We start from the raw sequence: 21615 nt of genomic DNA, 5'->3' as shown, positions 1-21615 counted from the left end.
TGTTCAAACTGTTCGAATCGCGGTCAGTGACGGCGGGCCGGCTTCGGGAGTTCGCAGCCGGACTTGTTCAGGTCAATGGTGCGGTTGGCGGTCAGGCAGGTGTAGAGCCACCAGGTCTGCTGGCCGTACGCCGCACCTTGGTCGACGGTGACGTTGCCGTCGGCGTCCACCTCGCACGGGTTGTTGACCGTGCACTGCTCGCCGTCCTCGTTGCCGGTGTTGTTGATGCCGATCACCTCACCGGAGGAGGTGCTGACCACCGGCGATCCCGACGTACCGCCGATCGTCTCGCAGCCGGGCTGCTGGTACTTGATCGAGTTCTGCCAGGTCCAGTCGCCCTCGCGGAGCTGCGGGATCGTCGCCTGCACCGAGCAGGTGTAGATCCGCTTCCAGTACCCGGAAACGACAGCCATGCCGGCGCCGTCCGCGGGGCCCTGCTTGGCCAGCGTCAACGGGGACACGTTCAGGCGGCTCTTGATCGACGCGTAGGACTCGTTGACCTCGTACACGATCATGTCGGTCTTGGTCATCGTGCCGAACAGGATCCGCGCGGCGCGGACCGTACCGGCCCGACTGGAGTCCGGGTTGAGCAGCGTGATGGAACGCGTCGACGTCTTGTTCACCAGGACCTGGCCGGGCTGCAGGAACCCGCCCTCGTAGCAGTGCCCGTTGGTGAGGACGAGCGCCTTGTCGGTGGGGACCGATTCGGCGTACCGGACCAGTGATGCGGAGCAGTTGCTGAGTGCGGCGATGCCGGTGAAGTCGGCGCCGGGCGTTGCGGCTTGGGCGGAGGTGGTGCCGAGGAGAGAAGTCGTTGCGACCGCAGTGGCGGCCAGGAGCGTACGGAACAGTTTCATGGGGGCGGTTTCCTCACTGTTTGTGCTTGCAGCACTTCGTAACCCATCCCCCGGCCGGTCTCCATCACAGTTGCGTGAAACCGGCTGTCCACAGGGTCATCGCAGGGGTTTTCCTGCGCTCCGTGTCAGGACTGCTACTCTTCGTTTCCGGATCCGCCCGGTCTCGAACCATCCCGCGCCCCGGCACGTCGTACCAGTGCACGGTTGAAGGACAAGGTACGGTCGGCTTCAGCCGCCCGGAGGAGAACGGAAGGACGTCATGCCGCAGGAGAAGCCAGACCTGCGCAATCTTCGCGAGCCGAAGCGGTTCCAGCGGGCGCTGACGCTGTTGCTGATGACGCTGGTCCTGCCCGGATCGGCGCAGATCGTCGCGGGCTCGCGGAAGACGGGCCGCTGGGTCTGGCGGGTGGTCGCCGGCCTGATCGCGATCGTGATCTTCTTCGTGATCCTCGGCCTGATCTGGCGGTCCGGCACGATCAACATCCTGGCCCGCCCGGGCACGCTGCGGATCGTCCAGGTGCTGCTGATCCTGCTCGCGGTCGGCTGGGCGGCGCTGTTCGTGGACGCGTACCGGCTCGGTCAGCCGCTGACGCTGGAGCGGAACCACCGCCTGATGACCAGCATCATGGACGGCGTCCTGATCTTCGTCGTCGTCGGCGCGCTGATCTACGCCAGCGTGATCGTGAACACCCAGCGCGACTTCGTCGCCAGCGTGTTCGGCAACGGGCAGAAGTCGAAGGCCGACAAGGGCCGCTACAACGTGCTGCTGATGGGCGGCGACTCCGGCGCGGACCGGATCGGCACCCGGCCGGACAGCATGACGGTGGCGAGCATCGACGCGGACACCGGCCGGACGGTCCTGATCGGCCTCCCGCGGAACCTGTCCAAGGTGCCGTTCCCGGCCGGTACGGCGATGGCGAAGCAGTTCCCCGAGGGCTTCAAGTGGAAGAACTGCGGCGCGGAATGCCTGCTGAACGCGGTCTACACGTACGCCGCCAACCACAAGAACCTGTTCCCCGGCGACGCGAATCCCGGTGAAACCGCGACCATGCAGGCCGTCGAGGCCGTCACCGGCCTGAAGCTCAACTACTACGTGCTGATCGACCTGGCCGGCTTCCGCGACCTGCTGAACGCGGTCGGCGGCATCACCCTGGACATCGGCAAGCGGGTCCCGATCGGCGGCGGCAGCTCACCGATCAAGGGCTACATCGAGGCCGGCAAGAACCAGCACCTGGACGGGTACCACGCGCTCTGGTTCGCCCGTTCCCGGGCCGAGTCGTCGGACTACGAGCGGATGGCGCGGCAGAAGTGCGTGATGTCCGCGATGCTGAACCAGCTGTCCCCGCAGACCGTGCTGACCAAGTTCCAGGGCATCGCCTCGGCCAGCAAACAGGTGGTCAAGACCAACATTCCGGCGGGTGAACTGGGCACCTTCACCGATCTCGCGCTGGACGCGAAGAAGCTGCCGGTGTCAAGCTTCTCCGCGGTCCCGCCGCTGATCCACACCGGCGACCCGGACTTCGCACTGATCCGCACCAAGGTCGCGGAGACGATCGCGAAGTCCGAATCGCTGGACAAGGACGGCTCGGGAGGAGACGGTAAGACTTCGAGCACTCCGCGTAGCAGCACCAGCACCGCCCCGACCACCGGTACGACGAAGAAGCCGAGCACCAAGAAGCCGACCACCTCACCGACCACACCCGCCGCTGGCGTCGACGACGTCGCATCGATCTGTAAGGCCTGACCTGATATGCCGCTGTCCCACTGGCCACCCGTGTCCGTCGTGATGCCCGTGCTGAACGAGGAACGCCATCTCGAGGAGGCGGTCGGCCGCGTCCTCGAGCAGGACTACCCCGGCAACCTGGAGGTCGTCCTCGCGATCGGTCCGAGCAAGGACCGGACCCAGGAGATCGCGGACAAGCTGGCCGAGAAGGACCACCGGATCAGCATCGTGCCGAACCCGACCGGTAAGACGCCGGCCGCGCTGAACGTCGGCATCGCGCACGCCAAGCACGACATCCTGGTCCGGGTCGACGGGCACGGCGCGCTCACCGACGGGTACATCACCCGCGCGGTGGAGGTGCTGGAGGAGAGCGGCGCGGACAACGTGGGCGGCGTGATGGCCGCCGAGGGCCGGACCCCGACCGAGATGGCGGTCGCCTGCGCGTACCGCTCCCGGCTGGGTCTGGGCGCGTCGACGTTCCACCAGGGCGGCAAGGCCGGCCCGGCCGACACCGTGTACCTCGGGGTGTTCAGGCGGGCCGCGCTGGAGCGGGTCGGCGGCTTCGACGAGACCATGCACCGCGCTCAGGACTGGGAGCTGAACTACCGGATCCGCAAGTCCGGCGGCCTGATCTGGTTCAGCCCGGACCTGTCCGTCACGTACCGGCCGCGGTCGTCGCTGTCCGCGGTGGCGAAGCAGTTCTTCCACACCGGCCAGTGGCGCCGCGAGGTGGTCCGCCGGCACCCGGAGACCGCCAGCAAGCGGTACCTGGCGCCGCCGGTCGCGGTCATCGGCCTGGCCGTCGGCACCATCCTCGGCATCATCGGCCTGGCCACCGGCATCAGCTGGCTGGACCTCGGCTTCCTGGCGCCGATCGGGTACGCCGTCCTGCTGCTGGTCGGCTCCGCCGTCGAAGGCCGCTACCTGCCGTGGAAGGCCCTCGCCTGGCTTCCCCTGGTCTGCGCCACCATGCACGTCTCCTGGGGCCTCGGCTTCCTCATCGGCCTCCGAGAGAAGCCGAAGGCCGTCTAGCTCCTCGTTGACTTGATGTAGGCCGCGACGACCTCGTCGACCGGCCCGTCGAGTTTCAGTACGCCGGCGTCCAGCCACAGCGCGCGGTTGCAGGTCTCCTGCACCACGTCCAGGCTGTGGCTGACCAGGAACACCGTGCCGGCCTGGTCGCGAAGCTCCTTGATCTTGCGCTCCGAACGGACCCGGAACTCGGCGTCACCGGTCGCCAGCGCCTCGTCGACGAGCAGGATGTCGTGCGTCTTCGCGGACGCGATCGCGAACTTCAACCGGGCCGCCATCCCGGAGGAGTACGTCGACATCGGCAGGTCGATGAAGTCGCCGATGCCGGAGAAGTCGACGATCTCGTCGTACCGGCGCTGGATCTCGGCCGCGGACATGCCCATCGCGAGGCAGCCGAGGACGACGTTGCGGTCGCCGGTGAGGTCGTTCATCATCGCCGCGTTGACGCCGAGCAGCGACGGCCGGCCGGCCGTGTAGACGGCCCCGGCCGCGGGCGGCAGCAGGCCGGCGATCGCGCGCAGCATCGTCGACTTCCCGGAGCCGTTGCGCCCGATCACGCCGATCGCGTCGCCCTTGTACGCCGTGAAGCTGACGCTCTTGACCGCGTGTACCTCGCGGATCGTCGGCCGGTCCTGGCGCTTCACGATCCGGCGCAGCGCGGTCGCCGCCGTACCTTTGCCGCCTTGCCCGGCGATCACCTTGTAGATGATGTCCAACCGGTCCGCGATGACCGTTGGTTCAGCCCCGGAATCAGCCACGGCCATAGCGGTCCTCCGCCTGCCAGAAGTACCAGAACCCGGACGCCAGCATCACGAACGACCAGACGATCGCGATCGACCACGCGTGCGGCAGCTGGTTCGGTCCGTGCTCCTCGAGCAGCGACCGCCGGATGATGTCGATGTACGCCGAGATCGGGTTGAAGGCGAGCACCTGGATCACCCAGCCCGGCGCGTCGACCTGGTTCAGCTTGGCCGGCAGCGAGAAGAAGATCCCTGACGCGTACAGCCAGGTGCGGGTGACGAACGGCAGCAACTGCGTGATGTCGGAGACGAACGTCCCGATCCGCGCGAACACCAGTGTGATCCCGATGTTGAACATGACCTGCAGCAGCATCGCCGGTACGACGAGCAGCCAGCTCCACGCCGGCCCGTCGGTGAATCCGACGACCACGAACAGGATGCCGAGCGACACCAGCATCTGGTTCAGCTCGTTCAGTACGTAGGCGAGCGGGAGAGTCGCGCGCGGGAAGTGCAGGGTGCGGATCAGCGACAGGTTCAGCGCGAGTGATCGCGAGCCCTCGGTCATGCAGCGCTGCGTGAACGTGAACACGAAGATCCCGCTGAGCAGGAATGCGACGTAGTTGTCGATCCCGTTCTTCGTGCCGAGCAGGACACCGAACGCCAGGTAGTACACGGCGGCGTTGAGGAGCGGTGTCAGCACCTGCCAGATCGACCCGAGGCGAGCTCCGGCGTACATGGCGTACGTGCGCGCGGCGGCGTAGCTGACGACGAACTGGCGACGACTCCACAACTCGTGCAGATACGAGCCGAGCGGCGGGCGGACGGAACTCTTGGACAGCCCGTAGCGCCGCGCCAACGCCGCGGGATCGGTGTCTGCGGCGGTTGGCATTGCGCCAATGTACTGCGCTCCGTGACGCACAGGTGACGCAGGTCAGGCCACTAAGCGGGCTCTCAGCTTCGTGAGGTCCTCGTCGGTCAGTCCACCTTGCCTCAGGTATGCCTCGGGTCCGCCGTACTTCTCGTCGAGATGCCGCAGGATCTCGACGATCGACTCGGCCCGGGTGTCCCGGAACTCGATCAGCTCCGGGTGCTTCGCGACGTCCGGTTCCTCGGCGAGCTGCTCCTCCAGCCACTGCGCCAGGCGCGACTGCGTGAGGTAGTAGTCGGCGACGATCTCCTCCTCGGGTACGCCGGCCACACTCAGCGCCAGCGCGACGATCATGCCGGTGCGGTCCTTTCCGCCGTGGCAGTGCACGACCACGGCACCGTCCGGCTCGTCCGCGATCGCCTTCACCGCGGCCGCGAACAACTCCGGCCGCTTGTCCAGCATCCACGTGCACGCCGAGACGATGGTCGCCTGCCCGTGGTCCGGGTCCGCCGGATCCACCAGCGACTGCCGCACCGCCAACGGCGTACCGGTGAACGGCGTCGGCGCGATCGCGACCTCGCCGTCACCGCGCAGGTCCAGGATCCGGCTGACCCCGGAGCGACGTACCGCCTCGATGCCGTCCGCGGTCAGGTACTGCAGGCTGTCCGCCCGGATCAGCACGCCCTCGCGCACCACGCGTCCGTCAGCGGTCGGCAGGCCGCCGACGTCGCGGACGTTGCGGCATCCGGGCCAGTCGAGATCCATCACTGTCACCTGTCCTGTGGGCGGTCCTGTGGGCGACTCTGTGGGCGGTCCGGGTTCGGGCCCGGGTTGTACGGCGGGGGCGCCGGGAAGGTGTGGTTCTGCTGCGGGGGCGCCGGCGGGTACGGGTAGTTGCCGGGGGCACCTTGCTGGCCGGGGAAGGTGTTCGCCGGACGGTTGCGCCGGCGCTTCTTGACCGCGCCGACGGTCAGGAACGTGATGCCGAGCCCGAGGAAGATCAGGAACGAGAACACGGTGCCGAGGATCGACAGTACGAACGCGAAGACGGACGACTTCGGACCGGCGGCGTAGGTCGCACTGGTCTCGTCGTCGGTGCACGAGATGCTGTAGTCCCCGGCCGGCACGGTCTGCGTCGAGCGCGCGACGACGTACCAGCTCTCACCGTTGATCGTGATCGTCTCCGACCCGGTCGGCGGCTTGATCGGTACGTCGTTCCCGCTCGCGTCCTGCACCTCGCACGGCGGGTTCAGCACCGGGATCGACGCGTAGATCGTCAACCCTTCCTTCTTGAGGTGCACGACCCCGCCCTCGATCGACTGCGGCGTCCGCGGCGCGGTCATCACGATCCGCCACACGAAGAACCCGACCAGCACCGCACCGACGACGAAACAGGCGATGCCGACCTTCGGCAGAACCGACTTCTTGGGCGCCGCGGGCGGAGGGGGATACATCGTCATACCCGCACGGTATCCGCTCCGAGGACTTCCCAGCGTCCGGCGGACTGCTAGGGGACGCCGAGGAGTCGCAGGCCGGCTGCGGTCGCGGCGGCTGCCAGCACGACCAGCACGAAGGGGGCCTTGCGCCAGGCGAGGATGCCGCCGACCAGGACGCCGGCTGGGCGCGCGACGCCTGCCGGGCCGTGGCCCTCCGTCAATGCGGACGTGGCGACCAGAGCGCTCAGCAGGACGATCGCGGCCGCGGCGAGGAACTGCTGCGCGCGCTCCGGCATCTCGAACCGGCTCCGTAGCGCCGGTCCCGCGAACCGCATGGAAAAGGTGCCGACAGCAAGCACCCCGATCGCGACGAGTACCAGTGGAGTGTTATTCATTCGGCGCCTCCTCCAGTGCGGGCTTTCCGGCGCGGTAGAACAGCATGCCGGCCAGGGCGAGCAGTACCGGCAGACCGGACGGCAGGAAAGGCGTTGCTATCAAGGCGATCACGACGCCGACGAGTGCCGCCGTACGGGTCGATCGATCCCGGAGAGCGGGCAGCACCAGCGCCAGCAACACCGCCGGGAAGGCCGCGTCCAGTCCGAAGACGTCGGTGTCGGTGATCACCGAACCGGCCAGACCGCCGATCACGACCCCGATGTTCCAGCAGACGAAGATGCCGATCCCGCCGGCCCAGTACGCCGCCCGCCGCTGCTTCAGCTCATCCTGTCCCATCGCGAACGCGACGTTCTCGTCGGTCATCACGTGGCTGCCCGGCCAGCGTCGCCAGCCGCTGCCGATCACGTCGCTGACCGCCAGCCCGAACGCGATGTGCCGGGTGTTCACCAGGAGTCCCGCGGCCATCGCCGCGATCGGGCTGCCGGCGGCCGCGACGATCCCGACGAACAGGAACTGTGACGCGCCCGCGAAGACCACGATCGACAGCAGGACCGGTACCCACAACGGCAGCCCGCCGCCGACGCTGATCGCGCCGTACGACAGCCCGACGACGCCGTCGGCCAGGCAGACCAGGCCGATGTCGCGGGCGAGTCCCCGATCGAGTGTTCGCCAGATCGAACGCATGGGCATTATGATGAACAACGCATGGACCGTTCGTCAAGCCGAACGATCAGACCGATGGAGCGAACAGCGATGGACACCAAGGCACCACTCGACGTGATCGCGACCTCCCTGCGCCGGCACCGGGCCCGCGCCGGGCTGTCCTTGACCGAGGTCGCGAAACGCGCCGGCGTCGCCAAGTCCACGCTGTCCCAGCTCGAGTCCGGCACCGGCAACCCGAGCGTCGAAACCCTGTGGGCGCTGGCCGTCGCGCTCGACACCCCGTTCGCCGCGCTGCTCGACCCGCCGCGTCCGAAGGTGCAGGTCATCCGCGCCGGCGAGGGTCCGGCGATCTACTCCGACCAGGCCGAGTACAGCGCCACGCTGGTCGCCTCCAGCCCGCCGAACGCGCGCCGTGACATCTACCGCATCGTCGCCGCCCCCGGGCCCGGCCGGAAGTCCGAGCCACACATGCCCGGCGTCGTCGAACACGTCATCCTCGGCTCCGGCCGCGCCCTGGTCGGCCCGCTCGACGACCCGGTCGAACTCACCCCGGGCGACTACATCGCCTACCCGGGCGACCTGCCGCACGTCTTCCAGGCCCTCGAGGAAGGTACGGCGGCCACGCTCGTTTCCGAGCACGTCTAGCGCCGCTTCAGCTGCCACCCGAAGGCAAGCAGCGCGGTCGCGCCCGCCACGGCCGATACCACGGCGATCGCGGTCGGCAGCGAGTACGCATCGCTCAGCAAGCCCGTGGAGATGGCGGTCGCGGCCACACCGAGGTACACGCACGTCAGGAAGGCCGCGGTCAGCTCACCACGCCGCCCACTCGGCGCGAGGTGGTTGATCTCGGCCTGCGAGCCGAAGTACGTCAGCCCCAGTCCGGCGCCTGCGAATACCGCGGCGACGACGATGAGCGCGAGCGACTTCGCCGGGAATGCGCTGACAAGTGCGGACAGGCCGACGACGAGCGACACCAGGCCGGCAGGCTGAGCTCGGCGCGGCGGCAGTTGCGCCCGGACGGAGACCGCCTGCACGGCGCAGGCGGCCGCCAGCATCATCGCCGAGACAGCGCCGAGCAAGGCCAGGTTGTGGGTGTGCAGCAGTTGCGCGGTGTACGACGGAACGACCGACAGGAAGAGTCCACCGGTCGCCCACACGGTCGCGGCACTCAGGCTCGCCCGCGCGAAGTCGGCCCGGATCTCGGGCGGGACCGACGGACGCTGCGGCCGCCAGCGGCCACCGACCGGCTCGTGCGGCAGCCGCGAGACGGCGATCGCGGTCACTACGGTGAGCACGAGTCCCACGCCGTACGGCAACTGGCGTGGCGCCGGCGCCCACCCCGCCACGACGCCGGCCACCAGCGGTCCAGCCGCGCTGCCGCCACTTTGTGCGAGCACCGTGGCCAACGCCGCCTTGCCATGATCGTCGTCCGGTTCGAGCTCCACCAGGGCCGCGGCCGCGGTTCCCGCAGTGGCGCCCAGAGCGATACCTGCCGCGATCCGGCCGGCGAAGAGCCACGCGGTGTTCTGGGCCGCCGCGAGCAGGATCAGTCCGACAGCGCCGAGACCCAGCCCGCCGAGCAGCACCCGTTTCCGCCCGATCTGGTCCGACAACTGGCCGAAGACGATCAGCGACGGGACCAGGACCGCCATGTACACGGCGAAGATCAGCGTCAGCTCGGTCCCGGAGAAACCGAACCGCTCCCGGTACACGCCGTACAGCGGCGTCGGCAGGTTCCCGTCCAGCAGCAGCACGAACAACCCTGTCGCCACCACCAGGAACGGGCCACGACGGCTCGTTCGGATCCGTTCGACTGTTCCGGTCATCCCGTTCGCGGTACCCGGCCGCCAGCACAGCAAACGACGATCGTTTTCGAGCATCTGTAACGTTAACTGCTCACCTCTGGACATCTACGCGCAGCTCTGCGCATCATCACTTCAGAGAGCTCTCTAACGAAGTCCCGCCCCACTTCGCTTGGAGGTAGCACCCCGATGAGACTCAAGTCCTTACTGCTCTGCGCTCTTCTCGGCCTCGCCGCCGCCCTCGTTCCCGGTAGCGCGTCGGCAGTCGGCGTCACCCCCGGCACCTACGTCAACTACACGTTCGACACCGCATCGCTCACCCAGGCCGAGTTCAAGATGACGATCAACGCCTCCCCCGGCCGCGCGAACGTCTACTGGGCCAATCAGTTCGGCTTCACCGGCGGCGACGTCGGCGGGTACACCGGCATGCAGACCCACCGCGACGGCGGCGGCATGTTCCTGTACTCCCTCTGGAACTCGACAGCCTGGAAGGCCGGAGACGCAGGCACCTACTGCATCAAATTCCAGGAGGACGGCACCGGCGGCAGTTGCCGCCTCGACCAGGCCCCGACCGCCGGCCACACCTACACGTTCGCCGTCGCGAGCGAGGGCAGCGGCTGGTACGGCGTGACGGTCCGCGACCTCACCGCCGGTACGTCGTTCAAACTCGGCAGCCTGCAAACCGGCTCCGGGAACACGATCAGTACGTCGGGAATGGTCAGCTGGACCGAGTACTTCGACTGGAACAACGACAAGGCCACCTGCGACGACGAACCGTACTCGAAGCTTACGATGAGCGCGCCGACCAGCGGCAGCCTCACCGCGCACTTCACCGGCACGTCGGAGAGCAGCGGCTGCGCCGCGGACAGCCAGGTCACGCTGAACGGATCGACCGCCGTCCAGGAGAACGGCATCGGCAACTCGGACTCGGGTGACATCCGCGGCAGCGGCGGCTGCCTGGACGTCTCCGGCTCGGACGGTACGACGATCCTGCTGTACACCTGCACCGGCGGCAACAACCAGAACTGGGTGCACGCGGAGAACTCCACGTTCCACGCCCTGTTCAGTTGCCTCGACGCGAGCGCCACCCAAGCCGGCACCGTGATCCTCTACAGCTGCCACGGCGGCACGAACCAGCAGTGGACATTGCCCGGCGACGGCACGATCCGGACCGGAGGCCGCTGCCTCACCGCACCAGCCGCCCTCGGCAACGCCGTGACCGTTGCCACCTGCAACAACTCGGCAGCGCAGCGCTGGACGGTCTGAAACAGCGCGACGCCCGGGACCGCAGTGGTCCCGGGCGTCGCGACGTACGGTCAGATGCTTCTAGAGCTTGCGGCCGACCGCGCCGACGATGCACTCCTCCACCTGGTTCAGCGGCTTGAGCCGCGGACCGTCCGGCCACCAGTCGTCGCAGAGCACCAGGCCCGGGGCGACGAGCTCCTGATCGGGGAAGAACTCCATCAGTTCCGCGCGGGTGCGGAACCTACCGCTGCCCATCGGGCTGTGGATGAACTTGTCCTCCATCTTCCGGGCGACCTCGGAGTGCTCCGGAGTCTCCGGGTTGAAGAAGTGCGACACCACCGTGTACGACCCGGGCACCACCGCGTCGACGTACTTCTGCATGATCTGCGCACCTTCGGTGCCGATGTAGTGGTGCAGCGTGCCGTTCTGGATCACGGCGATCGGCTCGTTGAAGTCGAGGAAGCTGCGCACCTCGTCGTTGGCCAGCACCTCGTCCGGGTCGAAGATGTCGGCGCTGATGAACAGCGTGTTCTCGTTCTCTTCGAGCAGCGCGCGGCCGTGCGCGAGCACCACCGGGTCGTTGTCGATGTACAGCACCTTGGCGTCGGGCTGGATCCGCTGCACGATCTGGTGGGTGTTCTCGGCGGTCGGCAGACCGGACCCGCAGTCGAGGTACTGCGTCATACCCGCCTGGCCGGCCAGGAACCGGCAGGCCCGGATCAGGAAGTTCCGGTTCGACTTGGCCAGGTCCTGGGCCTGCGGCGCGGCGGCCTGGACCCCGCGCAGTACCTCGCGGTCGACCTCGAAGTTGTCCTTGCCCCCCAAGAAGGCGTCGTACACCCGGGCGATACTGGCCCGGGAGGTGTCCACGCCGACCGGGATCGAACTGGGTGCCTTGGTGGCGTCGACCATCAGTGAACCTCGCAGAGAGTGATCGGGAAGTCTGTTCGCCCGACTCTACCGAGAGTACGGCGCGCTGAACACACCGTGTCGCCGCGTGCGGTATGGACATGTTCACGACCTGTTATGAAATGATCAGCTGCCGCACACCGAACCATTGCTGCTGGGAGGCCAGAGGTGACCGAGCCGGAGGCGTACGGCGGCCCGACCGCTCTGCGCATCGTGCTCGGTGTGCACCTGCGCCGGCTTCGCGAGGCCGCCAAGGTCAGCCGCACCGATGCGGGCTGGGCGATCCGCGGCTCGGAGTCCAAGATCAGCCGCCTGGAGCTCGGCCGCGTCGGGTTCAAGGTTCGCGACGTCGACGACCTGCTGACGCTGTACAAGCTCGAGGACCCGGAGGAACGCGAGCGGCTGCTCACGCTGGCCCGCGACGCGAACAATCCGGGGTGGTGGCAACGGTACGACGACCTGACGCCGCAGTGGTTCCACTCCTACCTCGGCCTGGAGATGGCGGCCGACCTGATTCGTACGTTCGAGCTGCAGTTCGTGCCGGGTCTGCTGCAGACGCCCGACTACGCGCGGGCCGTCATGCAACTCGGCCAGCAGGACCGGCAGTTGTCGCGGGCCGAGCAGGATCGCCTTGTTTCGTTGCGAATGGGCCGCCAGGAAGTGTTGACGCGGCAACGACCCGCGCGGTTGTGGGCGGTGATCGACGAGGCGGTGGTGCGACGCCCGATCGGCAGCCGCCAGATTCTGAAGGCCCAGCTGGAGTTCCTGATCGAGGCGGCGCGCCGGCACAACGTGACGCTGCAGATCATCCCGTTCGAAAAGGGCGGGTACACCGCGACCGGCGGTGCGTTCACGCTGCTCCGGTTCAACGACGCCGACCTCCCGGACATCGTCTACATCGAGCATCTGACCAGCGCGGTCTACCTCGACAAGCGCGAGGAGCTGGACACGTACGTCGTCACCATGGACGCCGTGTCGATCACCGCGGCCCAGCCTCGCGAGACCGAAGCCATCCTCCGCAAGGCGATCGAGGACCTCGACCGCTAACGCGGTTGCGCGCCCGGCCCGGGACGGAAGGCAACTTCACGCGGGGTCGGCTCGTGGCCGGCCTCGCACCGCATGACCACCGTGACGCGCTCGCCGCAGTCGCCCCGGTGGCGCGGCTCGATCGGCGGACCGGAGTCGAGCGGCAGGTACTGGTCGGCCCACTGGATCATTGCCACCAGCACCGGGTAGAGATCGAGCCCCGCCTGGGTCAACCGGTACTCCGAGCGTTCGCGCTGACCGGGCAGGCGGTACGGGTGGCGGCGGATCAGACCGCGCTCGATCAACGCGGCGAGCCGCTCGGTGAGAACCTGGCGCGGCACACCGGCCCGCGCCCGGATGTCCTCGAACCGGCGGACGCCGACGAAGACCTCGCGCAGGACGTGAAAAGTCCACTTGTCGCCGAGGATGTCCATCGTCCGGGAGATCGTGCAGTTCTCCGTGGACCAGCTCATCGCCTCCGGCACCTGTTCATCTACTGCCGCGCTCATGTGAACCAGCATAAGTCTGCTTGACAGACTCAGCCAAGTGGAGCAAGGCTGAATCCGTGAACCAGACTCAGACGAGACCGCCACTCGTCCGCCGCGCCGGCGAACCCGACGCGGACGAGCTGGCGAGGATGTTGTCCGGGCTGACGGACCTCAGCCGCTACTTCCGGTTCCAGACCGCGATCGGTACGCCGCCACGTCAGGCGTTGCTGCTGCGGATGCTGTGCCCGACCGGCGCTGCCTTCGTCGCTACCCGCGACGAGACGATCGTCGGCCACGCGATGTGGGCCTGGGCTCCCGGTGAAGCGACCGCCGAACTCGCGGCCGTGATCGCCGAGGACGACCAGCGCCGCGGCCTCGGAATCCGAATGCTCTCCATCGCCGCCGCCGACGCGATCGCCTCCGGCGCGACCCACTTCCTGTTCGTGGTCAGCGCCGCCAACGACCGCTCCCTCCGCATGCTCCGCCGCCGCTGGCCCAACGCAACAGTAGAACGCGACGGCGCCCAACTAACCTTCACAACCCCCGCCCGCCTACCAAACCACCCCAAAGAACCCGTGCCCGTCATCAACGAGCAACCCGAGCACCTCAACCGCGACCTCCGGCCGATGCACGACGTGATGCCGGCGCACTAACACCCGCCGACAGCCCACCCCGCAGACTGTGGTGTCCCCACGCGGTGCTACGCACGGCTCCTCCGTCGCCGCACTACGCGCCGACGTGGTCAGAAGGTTGTCGCGCAATGCCTCGTGTGTCGCAACTGGGTCCAGCGGCCTCGGAGTACTAGGGCTCCAGTGATTCGGAGGGTGGCGACGAGGTTCGTGTGGAACTCGGCGTCGCGGGCTTTGCAGTGAAGCCTGCACGGCTGTCTACGAGGGTTCGGCGAGTCCTCCTTTGGCACACCCTCCGGCGGCACGTCCCGCGTCACGAGACGTGGGAATCTTGGCAGGAGCGTTCCGGCCGGTCGCGGAAGATTCAAAGGCGGTTTCGGGCGGCCAGCGGCATGGTCGGCCCGTGGGCGCCGGCGGAACGCGTGATCATCGGATCAGCCACTGAGCCGAAGCGATGCCGACCGACCGCGACTTGCCAGCGTGAGAACCCGAACCGGTGATGCGATGAGCGCATGCTCGCATCCGACCCTTGGCATGACGGCGCGGATCGCGGCAAATGAGTGCGTTTGTGGACCAGGGCGGCAGCATCGCCACCGTGGGATGCTTCCTGCGTGAGCGATCTGGGCAGCCGATTTGTGGAGTCGCGTGGTGAGCCGATCGCGTTGGATGGCCGGTTCGTACACATGTCCCATGTGATGGCGCCGCTGCCTGCCGGCGTCTTGAAGGTGCGAATGCGGGCTACCGGAGACCTCGAGCAGGGCGTCGGCATTCGCGCGGACGGTGGCTGGCTCACTGTGAACGGCGAGAAGGCCAAGCAGTTTGCACTCTGGACGGTCACGGCACCCAACCGCGTGGAGATCGATGTGAAGCCGGTACGCGGCCGTCAAGCGCTCTCTGTTCGGATCTGGAACATCTGGAAGCACGAGCACTGGGGCTCGACGATGGCTTGGGTATCGAACGCCGGTCTCCTCGTCGAACCAAGGGGCAACACGGCAGTCATCCTCTACGCCAGCGCGGGTCCGGGCGAGCCGACGTTCGATGATCTAACCGTCGACGTGACGTTCGAGCGAGCGTAGGCCCTCGAGCGGCCGCCTGTCCTTGACGCGACCGGCCGACAAGCGGCATGTCCAGATGTGATTACGACCATCTGACGGCGTTCAAGCCTCCTGCGGCGGCATGAGGCGTTAGCGGCCGAGTCGTCCTCGTAAGCGCGCGGCCACTGACGGCGGACGGAACTTCCGACCATCCTGCCTGGAGGCGGTTGTATGCACGGCTGGCCAGGGTTCCCATTGCGAATACCACCTCCCGCGGTGGCTCCTCCTTGCCGACCATGTAACCGAGTAAAACTTTGACGATGAATTCAGATCCCGGGCGCGGAGTACCCCTCGGTACCTGGTGTGCATCGGGTATCGAACAGGTGCCTTCTCGGGGATAGTGACTGCCATGACTTTCGTGCGCACGTGTCGCACACCAGTTCGCGACAGCGCAGATCGCCTGAGTCCTCGTCTACCGTGAGCATTGTGGACCAGATCAACGTCGACTTCTGCTTCTACGACGACCCCGATTTCGCCACCGACGCCGACCGCGACAGCCGCATGCTCAGGAGGTGGCACCAGCAACTGTGGAGCAAGTCCCTGCCCAGCGGTCACCGGATCGCCTGGAATCTCGAGCCAGGCACCTCCTGCTTGGTCCACGGCGATGTTCGCGTGTCGAGCGACACCATCGCCACCACCCACTCGAATTACCGGCGCCTCGGTGCCGCGCAGATGTGGGAGAACCTCACTGAGAACGAGCGGACGAGATACGGTCGGTCGTTCTACACGATCGGCGGCTTCATCATCTTTCCGACGCGACCTCAGTCCCTCAACCAACGACGAGGCACGGCGGGGACCATCGCGGACAGGTTCGACCTCACTCTGGAGTGCATTCGACAGCACTATCTCGGCTGGGCCGACAACCCGCTCGCCGACGTGCTGCGCCTGGACGGCGACTATTTCGGGCTCTTCGGCGCCGGGCCACAAGGTTTCGCTACCTTCGTCGAGTTCTTCCACCTGCAGGACCTCGCATCCCCAGACGCAGTGCGGTGGCTCGATGGCCATGTCGGTCGAGAGTGGCACTTCGGTCGCCCCCCGCTGCCTCGGACGCTCGACGCCTACCGCCACTACCTCGACAACGTCGCGGACTTCGTCGCGGCCAGGAACGCCCGCATACGGGACTGGTGCGACAAGCTGGGGCGAGTCGGGGCCACCAAGTAGCCACGCATCGAGGCCGCGCTGCCGCCCCGTGCCGTATCACAGGGAGAGCGGGCGGGCTGTGTGGCCTGGCAACGATGGGTGTGGGCTTGCGCCGCACTTCGATAAGGATGCACGTCGGGGTGGCCGACCGCTGTGGTCACGGGGTTTCAGGCCAGCACGTTCTCCGATGCTCGCACAGCGCTTGGGCTTCCTTAAGCGGGCGGCGACGTGTCTTGCTCGTCGTCATTGTCGACCTCGACACCGAACTGGACCGAGTACTGGCCCCTGAGGTCGTCAAGCCTGATGCCGTTGCCAGCATCGACCTCCCAGAACGTCCACCCGTTCGTGCTTCGCTTGCGTACGGCACGGCCGGCGCCGGAGGGGCTCTCGTAGATCCTGTCGCCCACCTGCAGCGATCCGTCCGGCAGGACCGTCGCCTGGACGTCACTGAACCGTCCCCGGCCAGTAAGGGTCTGACCGACTTTGAGCAGCCCCTCGGAGATCAGGGCATCCAAACCGATGTAGGAAGTGGGTTGGGTCGCTGCCCCCGAGTGGGCGCCCGTGTGCCCGGGTGGGGTGGGCCAGATTTCAAGGATCGCACGGGTCATTTCGGTGGTCCGCGTGTCGATCTTCTGCTCGTCCCATCCGTCCGCGCCGGATATCCGCACGTTGTTATTCATCAGCATCACGTCATGCTGCGCGAGGTGAGCCATCTTCCCGTTCTCGCCGAGCCAAGGTCCGTTGCTCACCTTGCTGTTGAGACCGCGCGTAAGGAGTGTCAAGTTGCCCAGAACGTGAACGTGGTTGTCTCGCCGAAGGCGTGCTGCAAGGTCTTCGACCGGCCAGTGGGTTTGCCAGTACTGGGGCAAGATGTGTTCGATCGCGTGGTGGTCGCGAGCTATCCGTTGCCCGGCGTACGAAGGCCGGTCGCTGTCGTACCCGCGGAAGTGGTCCTCGATGGCTTCGAGCACCATGCGCAGCCGACCACGACGTAGCCGCCGGTAGATGGGCGCGGTGGCCAGCCATGTCTGCACTTCTTCGTCTGCGGGCCAGTAGAGGTTGCCCGAGGTCTGCTCTCGCAGGATCCGTTCGGTGACGATCGCGGCTTCCTGCCTGGGTCTGTCCTTGAGCTCTTGGAGCAGGAGCGCGATCAGGTCTGAGTAGCTCTGCGCCGAGAGGCGGAGCAAGGACCTGCGGACGAGCCAGCTCTCCAGATGCGTGAGGAAGCGCTCCTCGACTGCAGGAGCCACCGTTTCCAGAGCAGGGTCTCTCAGCCAGATAAGCAGGGGTTTGGTCGCTTCGGAGTCCAGGGCGCCGATTCGGTAGACGAACAATGCCAGGCGGTCGAGCGCGCCGTCCTTGATGCGTGCGGCCTCGGTCCACGACTGGTAGTCGAGGGCAGCACGATGGATCGTGGGCAGCAGGTCGCCCATCGGTGCGTTCGAATCGTGTGTGGTGAAGTACTTGAATCGGGAGAACACCTCGCGGACGCCGATCGGCTCGGCGGTCTGGGCGATGAGCCACTGGTTCAGGAACAGTGAGCTGCGGGCCATGGCGTTGCGGCCGGCTCCGACCTCCTTTTCCCAGAAGGCGGTCTCGAAGAGCTTCCAATACTTCTCGTAGGCGGCCTCGCTCTCGTTGGCCGGAAGGTCGAGGCGCTGGAAGACGAAGTTCTTGATGAGATCAGCCGCGGTCAGCGGCGTACCCCTGGCGTTGAGCGTCTCGAAGATCTCTTGGCTGTCCTCGTCGGCCTCGAGCTGGATCACCACCAGCTGCAATCCGTTGAGCAGCACCTGGGTCAGGGCCTCGGCGCGGGATTCGCTGTCTTCCCCCGACAACCAATCGGTCATCTCGTCGCTGAAGAACTGGTGCGCCTGCGTCATGCGGCTGTCTTGGTGCGAGAGCCGTGAGTAGGCCACCGGAAGCGTCGCCGCCATGACCTCGTTGAACGCGGCCCGGTCACGGTTGGTAGGCCAAACCTTGAACCGGTCCTCGGCGGTGCGGCAGAAGTGCTCAGGATTGCGAATCAGGTCCTCTACCTGGCGTGCCAGCGTCTCCGAGCCCACCAGCGTCAGAGCTTGATGCGCAGCGTCGAGAAGCAGTTGCATCGTGGTGAGCCGTTGCTGACCGTCGATGATCGTCCAGTACGGCAGATTTCCCACGGACGCCGACTGATTCTGCAGGACTACCGCCCCCAGGAAATGAGGGCTGGAACGCATGCCCGAGTGCCTGAGGTTGGCGTGGCGACGGATGTCGTCCCACAGCATTGTCCACTGATTCTCGCGCGTCCACACGTACGGACGCTGGAACAGCGGGACCAGCAGACGCTGAGGCATGAAGAACACCTCATGCGGCGTCCTGACCTTGGTCTCCACACTTCCTCCCGCATGGTGCTTACCCTGCTTGCTCACACACTAGTCAGGTCGGATGCGCATCTTCGCCGAGCAATCGCTTACCCGTGAGGGTACGGAGGAGCCGGGCGTAGTGCTGCGTGGGCGGACCTGGCTAGCGGAGCAGGCGGAAGAAGGTTCGGATGTCGTTGACGAGTAGGGCGGGGGCTTCCAGGGCGGCGAAGTGGCCGCCTTGGGGGAACTCTGACCAATGGACGATGTGGTGTTGGCGGTCCAGTACCCGGCGGATTGCTGGGTCGGTCGGGAAGACTGCGATGCCTGTCGGCACGCCCGGTGTTAGGTCGTCGGTGGTTTGCCGGTTCTCGTAGTACAGGTTGGCGGAGGTTGCGCTGGTGTTGGTGAACCAGTAGATCGAGACGTTCGTCAGCAGGTGGTCGAGGTCGATCGCGTCCTCGGGCAGTTCGCGTGCCGGGTCGGTCCACTCCCAGAACTTCTCCAGAATCCACGCCAACTGTCCGACAGGCGAGTCGCTCAGCCCGAACGACACCGTCTGCGGCCGAGTCCCCTGCAACTCGGCGTACCCGGTGCCGACCGCACGCAACCGCTCGGCCGCCGCGAGCCGCTCGCGTTCGACGTCGTTCAACTGCTCGCGATCACCCGGTTCGAGGACCGGATACGCCAGTCCCCCATTGATGTGTACGCCGACCACGTGCGCCGGATCCACCTGTCCCACAAGGGGCGAGACAACGGATCCCGTGTCGCCGCCTTGCGCGCCGTACCGCTCGTACCCGAGGCGCCGCATCAGCTCCGCCCAAGCGCGGGCGATCCGTACGTGATTCCAACCAGACGTCAACGGCACCGAGAACCCGTGCCCCGGAACGGACGGCGCGACGACGTGGAACGCGTCGCGCGGATCCCCGCCGTACGCCGCCGGATCGGTCAACGGCCCGAGCACTTCCAGGAACTCCGCCACCGACCCCGGCCACCCGTGCGTGAGCACCAACGGCAACGCATCCGGCTCGGCCGATCGCACGTGCAGGAAGTGAATCGTCTGCCCGTCGATCTCGGTCGTGTACTGCGGATACTCGTTGAGCCGTGCTTCCCAGGCCCGCCAGTCGTACGCCGCCCACCGCTCGACCACCCGCCGCAAGTACCCGACCGGCACGCCGCGCTGCCACCCGTCCCCAGGTAGTTGGCGAGCCCAACGAACCCGCGCCAGCCGGCCCCGCAGATCCGCAAGCTCCGCGTCCGGCACCGCGATCCGGAACTCAGAGATCATGCGCCCGCTCGTGCAGCGGCTCGTACAACCCGACCTCGCCCCCGCCCGGCAACCGGAACGCTGTCAGCACTCCCCACTGCTGCCGCTCGACCGGTCGCACGAACTCCACGCCGTGTGCCGACAGGTCTGCCATCGTCTGCTCGAGGTTGTCGCACATCAGCAGCAGCTCGTGCGCGGCGGCCTCCGCCGGATGCATCGCGACCTCGGCCGGCGGCAGCTTGAAGATCAGCCACCCGTGGCCCGCGTCCACGGAGGGGTACTCCAGCACATCCCGGAAGAAGGCGCGATCCGCGTCGGCGTCGGTGGAGTAGATGATCACATGCGCTCCGTTGATCATCTACAGCACTGTAGCCGGGAATACCGACAACGCCTGAGCAGGTTGCCGCCTGAGTGATCCTCTTGACCGGCGCAACGGGCAACGTCGGGCGCGAACTGGCGGCGCTGCTGCCGGAGGCGCGCGCGCTCGACCGCTCGTCGGGTGCCGATCTCGCCCGGCCCGAGACGCTTGATCTGGAGGGCGTCGACGCTGTCTTCCTGGTCTGGCCGTTCCTCACGTCCGATGGTGCCAGTGCGGTGCTCGGCAAGATCGCGGAGTCAGCGCGGCGGGTTGTCTATCTGTCGTCGTCGGCAGTCCGGTTCGGGGCCGACACGGATCCGATCACCCGTTTGCATGCCGATCTGGAGACGGCGGTGCAGGCGTCGGGGCTGGAGTGGACGATCCTGCGTGCGGACACGTTCGCGTCCAACGCGCTCGGCTGGGCGGGGCAACTCCGAGCGGGTGACGTCGTACGTGGGCCGGACAGCGCCGCGACCGCGGTGATCGACCCCGCGGACATCGCTGCGGTCGCGGCGGCCGTACTGCGTGATTCGCAACCCGGCACGACCCACACGCTGACCGGTCCCGACGTACTCAGCCGGGCCGATCAGGTGCGGATCCTCGGCGACGCGCTCGGCCGCGAGCTGACGTTCGAGGCGACACCGTTCGACGACGCGCGAGCACAGCTGCTCGCAGATGGTCGCCCGCCGGCGCTCGTCGAGGCGCTCATCGGCAGCGCCCAGAACCGTCCAGCCTCCGACCTGGTCACGACGACTGTCCAGGACCTCACCGGCCGCCCTGCCCGTACCTTCCGCAGCTGGGCCGACCGGAACCTGACTGCCTTCGATTGATCAGCCCTCGACGGGATCTAAGCAAGGAAGGCGAGGGTGCGCTCCAGGACGAGCTTGGCGGCGGACTCGTCGTATCCCGGGAGGGATGAGTCGGCGAACAGGTGCTCCTTGCCGGGGTAGAGGAAGAGTTCGGCATTCTCGTTGGCGGCGACCAGGGCGCGGGCAGCGTCCAGGTCGCCGCCTTCCTCGGTGAAGTACGGGTCCTCGTCCATGCCGTGCACCTGCACCGGTACGCCGTCCGGCCAGGCACCGAACTCCTCCACCGGCAGGCACGAGTAGTAGAAGAGCGCTCCGGTAGCGCCGGGACGAGTCTGCGCCAACTGCTGAGCCGGTACGACGCCGAGCGAGAACCCGGCGTACACGACGTTCGACGGCAGGCTCTGCGCGGCCTGGACGCCGCGCTCGGCGATGACCCCGAAGCCGGTGGCCCGCGCGTAGTCCATCCCCTCCTCGAGCGTCGCGTAGGTGTTGCCTTCGTACAGGTCCGGCGTGTGGACGGTGTGACCCGCCTGCCGGAGCTCGTCGGCGAACGCCTTCACGCCGTCGGTCAGCCCCTGTGAGTGGTGGTACAGCACGACCTCGGCCATCATCAGCTCCAATGATCCAAATATCCCGAACAATCCGCGATGCTAGTCTATTCGGACCATGTCGATCAACGGCCAGTACTGGATGCCACGCCTCCGGCGCGGCGGGTCATGGGGCTGGAACTCCCGTCCTTCCCTCGTCGCTCCGGTCGCTTCGCTCCCTCCGCTCCTCAGTCCAGGACGGGA

General features: G+C 67.2%; 23 protein-coding genes. 9 read left to right on the top strand and 14 right to left on the bottom strand.

Going from position 1 to position 21615, the window contains the following annotated elements; genetic code table 11:
* Positions 1 to 23: 23 nt before the first annotated feature.
* Complete coding sequence (locus EV651_RS37285; protein ID WP_133790225.1) at positions 24 to 857, bottom strand: serine protease; 834 nt, start codon at positions 855 to 857, stop codon at positions 24 to 26.
* 259 nt (positions 858 to 1116) lie between these two features.
* Here EV651_RS37285 and EV651_RS37280 point away from each other — a divergent pair, with 259 nt between their 5' ends.
* Together EV651_RS37280 and EV651_RS37275 are read left to right on the top strand one after the other, a co-directional pair.
* Positions 1117 to 2601: an LCP family protein gene (locus EV651_RS37280; protein WP_133790223.1), complete on the top strand. Its 1485-nt coding sequence runs from the start codon at positions 1117 to 1119 to the stop codon at positions 2599 to 2601.
* Between the two features lie 6 nt (positions 2602 to 2607).
* Positions 2608 to 3612: a glycosyltransferase family 2 protein gene (locus EV651_RS37275; RefSeq protein ID WP_133790221.1), complete on the top strand. Its 1005-nt coding sequence runs from the start codon at positions 2608 to 2610 to the stop codon at positions 3610 to 3612.
* On the opposite strand, the gene EV651_RS37270 is transcribed toward EV651_RS37275, so the two are convergent.
* The 6 genes from EV651_RS37270 to EV651_RS37245 are packed head-to-tail and all read right to left on the bottom strand — an operon-like array spanning position 3609 to position 7736.
* Entirely contained in the window at positions 3609 to 4376 is a 768-nt protein-coding gene (locus tag EV651_RS37270) for an ABC transporter ATP-binding protein (RefSeq protein ID WP_133790219.1), read from the bottom strand. The two genes, EV651_RS37275 and EV651_RS37270, sit on opposite strands and share 4 nt — an antisense overlap.
* Positions 4363 to 5241 carry an ABC transporter permease gene (locus EV651_RS37265; protein WP_133790217.1) on the bottom strand — a complete coding sequence of 293 codons (879 nt, stop codon included), beginning with the start codon at positions 5239 to 5241 and terminating at the stop codon, positions 4363 to 4365. Before EV651_RS37265 ends, EV651_RS37270 begins: the two co-directional genes overlap by 14 nt.
* 42 nt (positions 5242 to 5283) lie before the next feature.
* Entirely contained in the window at positions 5284 to 5985 is a 702-nt protein-coding gene (locus tag EV651_RS37260) for a tyrosine-protein phosphatase (protein ID WP_133790215.1), read from the bottom strand.
* Between the two features lie 5 nt (positions 5986 to 5990).
* Entirely contained in the window at positions 5991 to 6680 is a 690-nt protein-coding gene (locus tag EV651_RS37255; RefSeq protein ID WP_133790213.1) for a hypothetical protein, read from the bottom strand.
* Positions 6681 to 6727: 47 nt separating this feature from the next.
* The gene (locus EV651_RS37250; RefSeq protein WP_133790211.1) at positions 6728 to 7051 is read right to left on the bottom strand and encodes an AzlD domain-containing protein; all 324 of its coding nucleotides are present in this window, start codon (positions 7049 to 7051) and stop codon (positions 6728 to 6730) included.
* Positions 7044 to 7736 carry an AzlC family ABC transporter permease gene (locus EV651_RS37245; protein ID WP_133790208.1) on the bottom strand — a complete coding sequence of 231 codons (693 nt, stop codon included), beginning with the start codon at positions 7734 to 7736 and terminating at the stop codon, positions 7044 to 7046. The genes EV651_RS37250 and EV651_RS37245 overlap by 8 nt, the downstream gene beginning before the upstream one ends.
* A 54-nt stretch (positions 7737 to 7790) precedes the next feature.
* On the opposite strand from EV651_RS37245, the gene EV651_RS37240 reads away from it, so the two are divergent.
* Positions 7791 to 8360 (top strand): helix-turn-helix domain-containing protein, encoded by a 570-nt coding sequence (locus EV651_RS37240; RefSeq protein ID WP_238157441.1) that lies wholly within the window; start codon positions 7791 to 7793, stop codon positions 8358 to 8360.
* Here EV651_RS37240 and EV651_RS37235 read toward each other — a convergent pair.
* On the bottom strand, positions 8357 to 9541 hold the full coding sequence (locus tag EV651_RS37235) for an MFS transporter (protein ID WP_166658919.1): 1185 nt from the start codon (positions 9539 to 9541) through the stop codon (positions 8357 to 8359). The genes EV651_RS37240 and EV651_RS37235 overlap by 4 nt on opposite strands.
* A gap of 165 nt (positions 9542 to 9706) precedes the next feature.
* Between EV651_RS37235 and EV651_RS37230 the strand changes: the two genes are divergently transcribed.
* Positions 9707 to 10783 (top strand): ricin-type beta-trefoil lectin domain protein, encoded by a 1077-nt coding sequence (locus tag EV651_RS37230; RefSeq protein WP_133790203.1) that lies wholly within the window; start codon positions 9707 to 9709, stop codon positions 10781 to 10783.
* A 60-nt stretch (positions 10784 to 10843) separates the two neighbouring features.
* Here the strand turns inward: EV651_RS37230 and EV651_RS37225 are convergent, their stop codons facing one another.
* Complete coding sequence (locus EV651_RS37225) at positions 10844 to 11674, bottom strand: SAM-dependent methyltransferase (protein ID WP_133790201.1); 831 nt, start codon at positions 11672 to 11674, stop codon at positions 10844 to 10846.
* A gap of 165 nt (positions 11675 to 11839) precedes the next feature.
* Between EV651_RS37225 and EV651_RS37220 the strand changes: the two genes are divergently transcribed.
* Positions 11840 to 12718 carry a helix-turn-helix transcriptional regulator gene (locus EV651_RS37220; protein WP_133790199.1) on the top strand — a complete coding sequence of 293 codons (879 nt, stop codon included), beginning with the start codon at positions 11840 to 11842 and terminating at the stop codon, positions 12716 to 12718.
* Here EV651_RS37220 and EV651_RS37215 read toward each other — a convergent pair.
* Positions 12715 to 13206, bottom strand: a complete 492-nt coding sequence (locus tag EV651_RS37215; protein ID WP_133790197.1) for a helix-turn-helix domain-containing protein — start codon at positions 13204 to 13206, stop codon at positions 12715 to 12717. The genes EV651_RS37220 and EV651_RS37215 overlap by 4 nt on opposite strands.
* Positions 13207 to 13262: 56 nt before the next feature.
* Between EV651_RS37215 and EV651_RS37210 the strand changes: the two genes are divergently transcribed.
* The 3 genes from EV651_RS37210 (at position 13263) to EV651_RS37200 (ending at position 16069) form a co-directional block, all read left to right on the top strand.
* Positions 13263 to 13838 carry a GNAT family N-acetyltransferase gene (locus EV651_RS37210; RefSeq protein ID WP_133790195.1) on the top strand — a complete coding sequence of 192 codons (576 nt, stop codon included), beginning with the start codon at positions 13263 to 13265 and terminating at the stop codon, positions 13836 to 13838.
* 587 nt (positions 13839 to 14425) lie between these two features.
* Complete coding sequence (locus EV651_RS37205) at positions 14426 to 14890, top strand: hypothetical protein (protein ID WP_133790193.1); 465 nt, start codon at positions 14426 to 14428, stop codon at positions 14888 to 14890.
* A 444-nt stretch (positions 14891 to 15334) separates the two neighbouring features.
* Positions 15335 to 16069: a hypothetical protein gene (locus tag EV651_RS37200; protein WP_133790190.1), complete on the top strand. Its 735-nt coding sequence runs from the start codon at positions 15335 to 15337 to the stop codon at positions 16067 to 16069.
* 191 nt (positions 16070 to 16260) lie between these two features.
* On the opposite strand, the gene EV651_RS37195 is transcribed toward EV651_RS37200, so the two are convergent.
* From EV651_RS37195 to EV651_RS37185, 3 genes are all read right to left on the bottom strand, one after another.
* Positions 16261 to 18423: a DUF262 domain-containing protein gene (locus tag EV651_RS37195; RefSeq protein ID WP_133790188.1), complete on the bottom strand. Its 2163-nt coding sequence runs from the start codon at positions 18421 to 18423 to the stop codon at positions 16261 to 16263.
* 130 nt (positions 18424 to 18553) lie between these two features.
* A complete protein-coding gene (locus EV651_RS37190) occupies positions 18554 to 19678 on the bottom strand; it encodes an epoxide hydrolase family protein (RefSeq protein WP_133790186.1) in 1125 nt (374 codons plus the stop codon).
* Complete coding sequence (locus EV651_RS37185) at positions 19668 to 20015, bottom strand: VOC family protein (protein ID WP_133790184.1); 348 nt, start codon at positions 20013 to 20015, stop codon at positions 19668 to 19670. The genes EV651_RS37190 and EV651_RS37185 overlap by 11 nt, the downstream gene beginning before the upstream one ends.
* 53 nt (positions 20016 to 20068) lie before the next feature.
* On the opposite strand from EV651_RS37185, the gene EV651_RS37180 reads away from it, so the two are divergent.
* Positions 20069 to 20845, top strand: a complete 777-nt coding sequence (locus tag EV651_RS37180; RefSeq protein WP_133790183.1) for an NAD(P)H-binding protein — start codon at positions 20069 to 20071, stop codon at positions 20843 to 20845.
* Between the two features lie 17 nt (positions 20846 to 20862).
* Here the strand turns inward: EV651_RS37180 and EV651_RS37175 are convergent, their stop codons facing one another.
* Positions 20863 to 21435: a dienelactone hydrolase family protein gene (locus EV651_RS37175; protein ID WP_238157458.1), complete on the bottom strand. Its 573-nt coding sequence runs from the start codon at positions 21433 to 21435 to the stop codon at positions 20863 to 20865.
* Positions 21436 to 21615 lie beyond the last annotated feature (180 nt).

This window comes from Kribbella sp. VKM Ac-2571 (genome assembly GCF_004362255.1).
Taxonomy (GTDB): Bacteria; Actinomycetota; Actinomycetes; order Propionibacteriales; family Kribbellaceae; genus Kribbella; species Kribbella pratensis.
Note: the sequence above shows the minus strand (reverse complement) of the source record. Positions and strands in the feature narration are given on the sequence as shown.